This is a genomic window from Clostridium sp. DL1XJH146 (assembly GCF_054819755.1).
The window spans coordinates 1-9,466 of the sequence record NZ_JBTVVN010000071.1 but is presented as its reverse complement, the minus strand read 5'-3'; the positions used below and the strand labels follow the sequence as shown (position 1 = coordinate 9,466).

Genomic DNA, 9,466 nt, shown 5'->3' with positions numbered 1-9,466 from the left:
AGATCACCTCTAGGGTTTCACTAAAACCCTAGAGGCCCAAATAGCAAGCTTAAATTATAAGGATTTTAGAACACTATTACAAAAAGCAAGTCTGCCTTGTCCGTTCCATTCCCAAGGCGGACTAACACCCTCGGGGTTATTAATAAATATTTACAAATCAAACAAAATATTCATTACCATCGAGGGTATTTGTGAGGAGACATAGTACACGAATTTGATAGTAGTGTTTGACTGTGAGCAAGCTCGCCCTAAGGCTCACTACTTACTCAGAGGTCCAAATTACTAATGATAATATAAAATCTAAATCACACCTCATTCTCCACTAGATAAACCTCATTAAAATCAAGTCCATAAACCATGTATACCAGATTATCAATTTTTGTTTGGTGGGATACAATATCTTTCCTATTTATAATAGAGGCATCAATTTTTATAACCTCTTTAATAATCTGTTTAGCAGTGGATTCTTCAAAAGCTATAGGAATATTTTTTAGTTGATTAGCATTAATATTGAAGTATCCTCCACTTAGTGAATTGGATCTATAATAATGACTATAGAAGAATGAAATAAGTTTACTATTCAAGAGTGCTAGAATATACTGTAAATCGATTTCGCTATTCATGATAATACTTGTGGATTTACCAGCTAGATATTGACCATTATCATAATAACATTCAAGTTCTTTGCACATACCTGCTACTATGATTTTCTCTGAATTAGCTTCGGTACTTCTTATGTTATTAAGCTGCTGTATGTCATTGGTATATGCTACTGGTTTTAAATAAGAATTTTTTATATATCTTGCAGGCTTAATGCCCCATAAACTTTTATATTTATCTATAGTTCCAGTATTAATAAACTTTTTGAATGGTTTTTCATTTTCTGCTACATTATCTAAACTAATTAAGAATTCTTTGATTTTATAAGCCTCAGCCACGGTGGCAGCTTCTTTTACTGTAGCTATTTTTTCTAGTAACGTAAATCTAAGCATTTTTTCAAGAATGTTGATTATTAAAGTATCTTTTACGAAATACCTGTTCCAGTTGATATCCCTATACATAATTTTGGGACTAATAATATTTTCAATCCATTTATCATTTGATTTATCAAATAATTGAATACTTACAGGCGTTTTTTTTCGGCTTTTTTTTATTGAAAATATTATAGGATATACATTTGCATCATCAAATACTTTAATCTCGGAATAATCTCTAAATTGTAAAATAGTATATTGAGATATAATTTTACGTATTTGTTGTGAATAGCTGGCACCAATTAGTTTATTTGGTACTATGTAACACAATATGCCATTATTTTTTAGAATATTTAATCCCTTTTCAATAAATGGGATGAACATATCCCAGTTGCCTTTTGCAGATTTATAATGCTTTTTACAAAACTTTCTTACATCGGGGAGGTTTCTAGTCATTTGTTCGGAATCAATATAAGGAGGATTCCCTATAACTATATCAAAACCACCTTTAGATATAACATCTTTAAACTTATTGTTACAGATTAGGTTTTTATCATCCTCATTTGAATCATCATATACGATAGAATCTCTACAAATAATATTATCATCTAAAGTTGCAAGACATTTTTCTTTGTTAGCAGTTAATAACCATAGAGATAATCTTGTAATATCTATACTTTCCTTATTGATATCAATACCAAATATATTATTTTGTAGTATGTTTTTATCCAACTCTTTATAAATATCGGTATCTATATTGAAATATTTTTCTTGTCCATCATATAAGTTATAAATTTCTGTGTTTACTTTTTTTGATTCATTATATAGAAATGAGAAAGCTTGATTTAAAAATGCACCACTGCCGCAACTAATATCTATTACTTTAATATTTATTAGTACTTTTCGATAGTTTTCCCAAAACTCTAAATTTATCTTATATTTTTTTACTATAACATCATTTGTGGTTTCTTTTTTATGATATCTATAGTTATTTGTGATTAGTTTAAGAGCTTTAAATTTTTCTTCATCTGATAGTGTTGGGAGCTTGTAATATCCCAAATCTGTTTTTCTATCGTCTAGCCATTTACTTAAAGCTTGATGTATTATAAATTGTGTTATACATACAGGAGTGTAATAAATTCCTTCTTTTTTTCGAATATTAACTTCAGATGAATTGCTTTTGTTTCTGTAGTAATTCTTTAAGTACTCAATATCTGTTATTCCTTGCTCAAAGATATGACCAAGTATATTTGTATTTAAATCAGAAGAAAAATTAATGCTTATTATTTTTTTGAGCGATTTCAGAATATTATCAGAAATATTAAGATTATCAAGGAGTGGATCTTTTTTGAATAATCCTCCGTTGAATTTATGAATGTTAACCCTAGTATTGCCTATATCTATGGCATTAAATAGCAATTTTAAATCATCCCATAAAGGATTAAATGATGGTTGGGTTGGACTGAAAATTCTATTTAAAATATCATGAGGCAATAGTTCTTCCGGTGAATCTTTGCAAAAGCATATAAATATAATTCTGTCTAATATCTTCTGGGTTTTTTCAATCGCTATGATAGGGTCAATATTATCATTATTGTTAATGATATCTTCTAAAAGGTTTTGTCTGATGGTTTTAAAAGTTTTATAGAAGTTTTTCGTAATATTTTGTTCTTCTTGTATATTTAATGTATATAGTTCATCTATTCTAGAATTAGTGGATTTGCTGATGAGGTTATCTTTGTTTAGAATATAATAAAATCTTAAAAACTCTGTTTCATCTGTTAGATATTTCATATTGAACTGTTGATAAGCTAATTGATTAGAGGCATGGTAGAGTCTTATCTCAATAAAGTTAGATACAATAACCCATTTGCATCTGCTACCATATTTGGGTGCGTAACTAAATGCTTGCTCAATAGGAGTTCTGTTGTCATTCAATCGTTTTTGCTTTACATCTAAATCACAATAAGCATCTTTTAATTCTATAACAACTTGGACATCTCGGTCACAACTGTTGAAATATCCTAAAGTGGCATCTGGTTTACTTCCATCTAGTTTTGTTGATTGTTCTGGGATCATAAAAAAATCACTATTAAATGGTAAACTTTTATAGCCTAGTATTTTATCAAAAATATTAACCAGAAAAGTACTTTGTAGTTCTTTTTCGGAGAATTTATAAATGCTTTTATCGTTAATTCCTGTGTTCCAATTTTTTATTATGGAGAGCTTATCAGAAATTTTAGGTATTTTGTTAATATCGTATTTATCTAATAGTTTGTTTAAATAATTTTGATCAAAAATAGTATTATCATTCATTATATTACCTCAATAATTGTTTATATATAGGTATGATTTAAAATGAAAAATAATAACTGCATATATACATCTAACTCCTTTAAGAAGTAATAGTTTGAAAAGTCAAATGATAAGGTATAGTGATAGCAAGTGGTTCAAAGGAGTTTGTCCCACAAGAGTACCAGGTACTTTCCGAATTATGTAGATAATTTAGAACTTGTACAAAAAAATTAGAAAAAATCCATTAAATTATTTTATTAATTATAATGAATTAAGTTTACAGTCTTTATGACATGTTAATACTTCCAGATGGAGGTGTTGATATGTCTTTTAAAGTTTCATGGAAATTACATGTAATTTCTTTTGTTTTTACTTTAACAGTTTGTTTGCTACTACAGGATAGTATTGATAGTTTATTTATAAGCTTGATATATCATAAAATAATAATAAATATTACAGGAAACATTTTAGTAAATTTTTGTATTTTTATTATTGTAATTTTTGTGCCAATAACTGTAGTTCATGAATTATTACATGGAGCGGCATATAAATTATTTGGTGGGAAAGTTAAATATGGTTTTAAATTTATTTATGCATATGCTCAGGAGATTTCGGGGATGGCATTAGATAGGACCCGATTTGATATAGTTTTACTAGTCCCTGTAACTTTTATTACAATTGGATCTGCATTTATTCCAGGAAGTATTGGTGATATTGTGTTTCTTCTAAATCTAGTAGGGAGCACAGGAGATTTATTGATGGCTCTTTATCTTTGCAGAGGTAATGAGAATAGTTATATTATTGAGAGGGAGTATGGTTTTGATATGATTGATATTTTTAAGGATGGGGTAGATGAATAAAAGTTTATTCAATTAGCTATAGATATAAGTAAAATAGTTACTTGTATTCATAGCTGAGTAGGTGTATATATCTTAATATTTCTTTTGTAAAAGAAGTTAAATCATCTTCAGACATTTTATTTGTGTTATAACCATAATAAGATGTAAATAGTGGTTTTTTAAGTATAGATTGCATAGCGTCTTCTATATTGTTTAATTCAATTTCCTCATAAGGTAAATAATGATTGCTTTTTTCCCAACCCATAAGATTAGCAGGAGTAATTTCTAAAGCACTTGCTAACATTTCTAATTTATCAACAGGTAAGTTATTAATAAATCCAGTTTTATATCGTTGAAGAGTAGATTTGTTTATACCAGTTTTATCAGAAAGAGCTTGTAATGAAAGTCCTAAAAATAATCTTCTTTTTCTTATTCTTTCCATAATTTCTTGAGTTATTTTGCTATTCATTACAAAACCTCCTTTATATGTAAATTATAACATTTTGATTTAAAATTGTGTATTTTCTTTGTGTAAATTTTAGATGAAAGGTGAACTAGAGTATTAAAAAGAAAACAGAAAAAACTGAATAGTTTTAGGGATTAAAGTGGATCTATCGGAAGAAAATATTTTAATGAATACATTAAATGAAAAGGTAGATTTTTTTACAACCTCATTTTCTCACAGGCATTCCTTTAGGGTCTGAATCAGCTTGTAAAAAATCTTTGAATTAAGCAACGGAAGGACAAGCCATTAAAAGTGTTACTGAGAGTTGTTATTAATGATTTTGGCTTTATAGAAGTTAATATTTAACTAGGTTCACTATTTTCTATACTGACCATATTTTACCATACACAAGTCTATGCTAAAAAAGTTTACAAATTTTAAGACATATAATACTTCCAATAGAAGTGATGATAGGTCTTTTATATTTTCTTGCAAGACACAAAAAATTTCTTAAACAATTTAAAATGATATAAAAAAATTGAAAAAAAAGCACATCTAAATTTATGTGCTTTTTTATGTGTAAGAATAACATATACTTTTATTTATTAGAAATTTGATTATTGCTTGTTTTATGGGGTAATAGGAAGTCTATTCTAACATATAATTAATTTTTTTAATAACGACATGGTTATACAAAATTTTTACTGTTTAAGATATATAATTATATTGATTATAAAAAATATAATTAAAAGAAAATCGATTAAAATAAAATGTTAGATATATTAGTATTTTATTTTAACATGAGTTAGTTTAGAGCATATGGAGTTTATTATGTTCTAATAGGAGGGGGATAAAATGTATTGTGTAAAATGTGGTACAAAGAGTCATCATGGAGATAAGTTTTGTTTTAACTGTGGAGCTAAATTAGTAAGTGTGAATAATGACACGCAAAATATTGATATTCATAATACGAGTAATAGCAATGCTGATGCTTCTATTGATAAGGTAACTAGAAGAGTAGATATTTTTCAAAATTGTAATGAAATAAAATTTGGAGGAGCAACTGATAAATTTGCCTACGATATTGTTTTTAAGAATGAATATAATATGCCTATAATCTATGCTAAGTCAAGTGCTGGATTCGTAAATCATGATTTTAGCTTTTCTAAAGATGAACAAGGAAATGAAGTTATTATGACTACAAAATCAGATAAAAGTTCGGGTGACCCACTTTATAAAGCATATGATGTTAATCAGAAATTTATTGGTGAAGCAACAATCAATGGATACTTAAAATCAATGGTTAAGGTAAATATCAATATAAAAAATATAGATGGGATAGAATATTCAATTACAGAAGAGTTAAGAGGAGCTAAAAAGGCAAGCAAAATGATGTCAATGGTTGTTCCTGATTATGGCATAGGTAAACTTATAGATTCTAGGACTGGTGATATGATAATTAAAAAAGAGAATATTAACATTGGAATCATTAAGTCTAAAAGGGGTGCTACATATAACACATATACAGTATTAAATGTTATGGAATTAAAAAAACATATAGATGTAAGATTATTAATATTAGCTTTAGTATTAAAAATAACAACTAATAAATAGGGAGTGTTAGTATGTTTTGTCCAAATTGTGGAACAAAAATATATGAAAATGCAAAGTTTTGTGCTAATTGCGGATACAATATAAAAAATTCAGATATGGAAAGTAATGACATAGAAATAAAAGAAAGTGATTATAATAGAAATAATAATATTAAATTAGAAGAATTTAACAATAAAAGCAGTAATGAAGTAGAAAATAAATCAAGTAAACTACATATAGATAATTGTAGTGAAATTATAAAAGAAACAAATAAAAATGATGATAATATAATTAAAAAAAACGATAACAATGTAAAGAATAATGATAAATTAAATAAAGTGAGTAGTCATGAGAAAAATTTTGTAGTAAACAATTCGCAGCATCAATTAACTCCAATTGATAATAAAAAGTATAAGAATAGAAAAAACAAGAAGTTTTTGAGATTTTTTTTAATAGGCTTATTAATATTTTTATCAATTTCTTTGATTTCATATAAAAGTATGCAACTAATATACAACAAGATAAGTTATGAGGATCTAAATAATTATATTCAGGATAATAAATATGATAAATTGTATAGTTATATAGATTTTTATTATGATAATGAAGAAAAACAAGAATTAGTAAGAGAAGCAGTTTCTTTAATTCTTAGTAATGGGAAAGATGAAGAAATCTTAAGACTTGAAAATCTATTTTTTGATAAGTATGAGTCTAACGAATATGTATCTGGTGATATACTGATAAAGACATTTAATGAGCATAATAGAGTATTCAAATCTTTAGATAGATTTATTAAGGTAATAGAAAATGGTGAAAATGAAAATATAGAAGAAATAATTATAATGTTAAGTAGATATGAAGAGGATAAGTTAATTGAAAAAGTTAAGTTACTTATGGAAACAGCACTTAATAATGATGATATTGATAGTGCTAATAGAATATTAATGATATTCAATAAAGTGGGAACTATAACAGATGAGAATATGGAAATGATTATACTTGCTTTTAATCAATTAAATGAGATGGAAGATACAATAACAAGTAAATCTATTGAATTAAGCGAGATTAGAAACAAAATTAATAATACCAATGGAGATGTTCCAAAAGCAAAAACAAAAAAAATACGAGTATTTGTTAGACAATACATTGATGATAATAAATACTATATTATATTTCCCGAAGATAGTGAGATATTAGGAGAGTTACCTACTGGAGATGATGCGATATTAAAATCTACTGTTACTGAATTTGAAACAATGGGTTGGTATGATGCATATACAGAAATTATTGGAACAGAAGAAATGGAATTTGAAGCCTTAATAGGTGATTTTAAAAGTACAAAAGAAGTGAACGTTTATAAGGAGATATCTGAACAACAATTTTTATTATCAAAAAAGTATAATAATTTAAAAAATGAGGCAAATGATATTGAGGACTATATAGATGGTTTAAATGAAAGCATAGTGTTATTCAAAGAGTCAATTATTGAACAGTTAACTTATGAGAATATACTTCAAGAGACTAATGCTAATCTCAGTGATAATAGTATTGTAAATGAAAATAAATTAATAAATGAAGATAATAATGATAGTTTAATAATATATGAAGATCCATTTAGTGAAGAAGTATACTTTGAATATCCAGATAACTTAAATGCGCATGTGGAAAGTTATATTAGTGGTACTACATTTTATGATTCTTCAGGGAATTTATTATGGTATTATCCACTTGAAGCGGTTTTACCACAGAATAAAAATTATTACAGAAGCTATCTTGAGGAACAATATTATAAAGTAGAACAAGTTAATGTAGAAGGGGCTGATAGTGCCTACAGATGTATAAACGGAACTGAAAAGTCAGATACAACAACATTAGTTGTATTTGCAAATGACAAAGCTTATTGTTTAGGATTAGAACTCACAAATTATGAGGTTTTAAGTCAAGATGAAGAAAAAAACTTAAGAAATTCATTTGAAATAATGGCAGAAAGCTTTCGATTAAATAATGATTTATTAGTTAATGAAGAATCTTCTATTACAGAAGGTAGCCCTGATTACGTTATATGGGATAGAGTAAGAGCATCATCAATATTAGAAGCAAGTTCTAGCACTTATGTTGCTGAAAATGTATTGGATTGGGATTCAAGCACAGCATGGGTTGAAGGGGATAAAGCTGATGGGGAAGGCGAGTGGATTAAATTAGAATGTGATCATGAAATTGAATTTAATGTAATTAGTATTATGAATGGATATAATAAATCGGAAGATATCTATTACAAAAATAATAGAGTAAAGACGATAGAAATTGAGTTATCAGATGGATCTAAAACTACAATAGATTTAAGTGATGAATTTGGTTGCTATAATTATATAACATTTGATAATACTATTAAAACTAAGTCTATAAAAATAAGTATTTTAGATGTATATTATGGTACTAAATACTCAGATACATGTATTTCGAGTATTGAAGTGTATTAGTAATTAGTAACCATAAATTTAATTATTTACGTAATTTAATTTATGGAAATACCTTACTGATGTGAAATTTGCAAGCTCAAATTTAAGGGTTCACAAGCACATCAGATGTCGAATTATATCCGGGCACAAGTACAACTAAAGCAACTGAGGTCATTGCATGTCCTCAGCAAGCCCCTCGGGCATAAACAATTTTCTGTGAACATTGATTAAATAATGCATAAATTTTATAGTTTAGGATTGTATTTAGCAAGCTCACCCAAAGGGTTTCATCAAAAACCATGGGGTCAATTATTATAAGGAATAGGTAGATATATAATTTAGATAAGATAGTATAAGAAACAGTGTTAGAGCCTATAGGAGAGAAGAAATATATAGTTTTTTTATTGAAGCAAATTAAATTTAGCTATCAACAATTTTTAAGTTTTGTTGATAGACTATTAGGAAGAAATCAAATTAATGAATTATCTTTCTTACTAATATAGTGGTTTACTATATAGCAAGCTCAACTTAAGGAGCTTAGAGCGCTATCACAAAAAGAGCAACCAATAAATGAATTACTAACGTCATCCATTTATTGGAAGTACCCTCGAGGGTCATGAACAATTTGTTAATGATTCACAAATTTAAGAAGTTATCTTAAATAAATTCAAACCCTAAATAATTCAGCCTCACAACTTTGAGACTGAATTATTTTTATATACAGATCTATTTGAAACACCTCTCATATAAGCAAGTGAGCCAGCTAGCTGCATCACTAGGAGCACCGCATAGCCATCAACCTAAGAATACAATTTTATTCCAATGCTTGATGGCTATTTTAATTTATACAATTGGAAATTA

5 protein-coding genes are annotated in these 9,466 nt (G+C 27.2%); 3 read left to right on the top strand and 2 right to left on the bottom strand.

Features of this window, described 5'->3' with window-relative positions; genetic code table 11:
* Nucleotides 1-305: 305 nt before the first annotated feature.
* The gene (locus ACVHXK_RS18080; protein WP_461207809.1) at nucleotides 306-3,290 is read right to left on the bottom strand and encodes an Eco57I restriction-modification methylase domain-containing protein; all 2,985 of its coding nucleotides are present in this window, start codon (nucleotides 3,288-3,290) and stop codon (nucleotides 306-308) included.
* A 302-nt stretch (nucleotides 3,291-3,592) separates the two neighbouring features.
* Here ACVHXK_RS18080 and ACVHXK_RS18075 point away from each other — a divergent pair, with 302 nt between their 5' ends.
* Nucleotides 3,593-4,129 carry a DUF3267 domain-containing protein gene (locus tag ACVHXK_RS18075; protein WP_461207808.1) on the top strand — a complete coding sequence of 179 codons (537 nt, stop codon included), beginning with the start codon at nucleotides 3,593-3,595 and terminating at the stop codon, nucleotides 4,127-4,129.
* Between the two features lie 37 nt (nucleotides 4,130-4,166).
* Here the strand turns inward: ACVHXK_RS18075 and ACVHXK_RS18070 are convergent, their stop codons facing one another.
* On the bottom strand, nucleotides 4,167-4,577 hold the full coding sequence (locus ACVHXK_RS18070; RefSeq protein WP_461207807.1) for a helix-turn-helix domain-containing protein: 411 nt from the start codon (nucleotides 4,575-4,577) through the stop codon (nucleotides 4,167-4,169).
* Nucleotides 4,578-5,408: 831 nt separating this feature from the next.
* Here ACVHXK_RS18070 and ACVHXK_RS18065 point away from each other — a divergent pair.
* Together ACVHXK_RS18065 and ACVHXK_RS18060 are read left to right on the top strand one after the other, a co-directional pair.
* Nucleotides 5,409-6,167: a hypothetical protein gene (locus ACVHXK_RS18065; RefSeq protein WP_461207806.1), complete on the top strand. Its 759-nt coding sequence runs from the start codon at nucleotides 5,409-5,411 to the stop codon at nucleotides 6,165-6,167.
* A gap of 11 nt (nucleotides 6,168-6,178) precedes the next feature.
* Complete coding sequence (locus ACVHXK_RS18060; protein ID WP_461207805.1) at nucleotides 6,179-8,626, top strand: NADase-type glycan-binding domain-containing protein; 2,448 nt, start codon at nucleotides 6,179-6,181, stop codon at nucleotides 8,624-8,626.
* Nucleotides 8,627-9,466 lie beyond the last annotated feature (840 nt).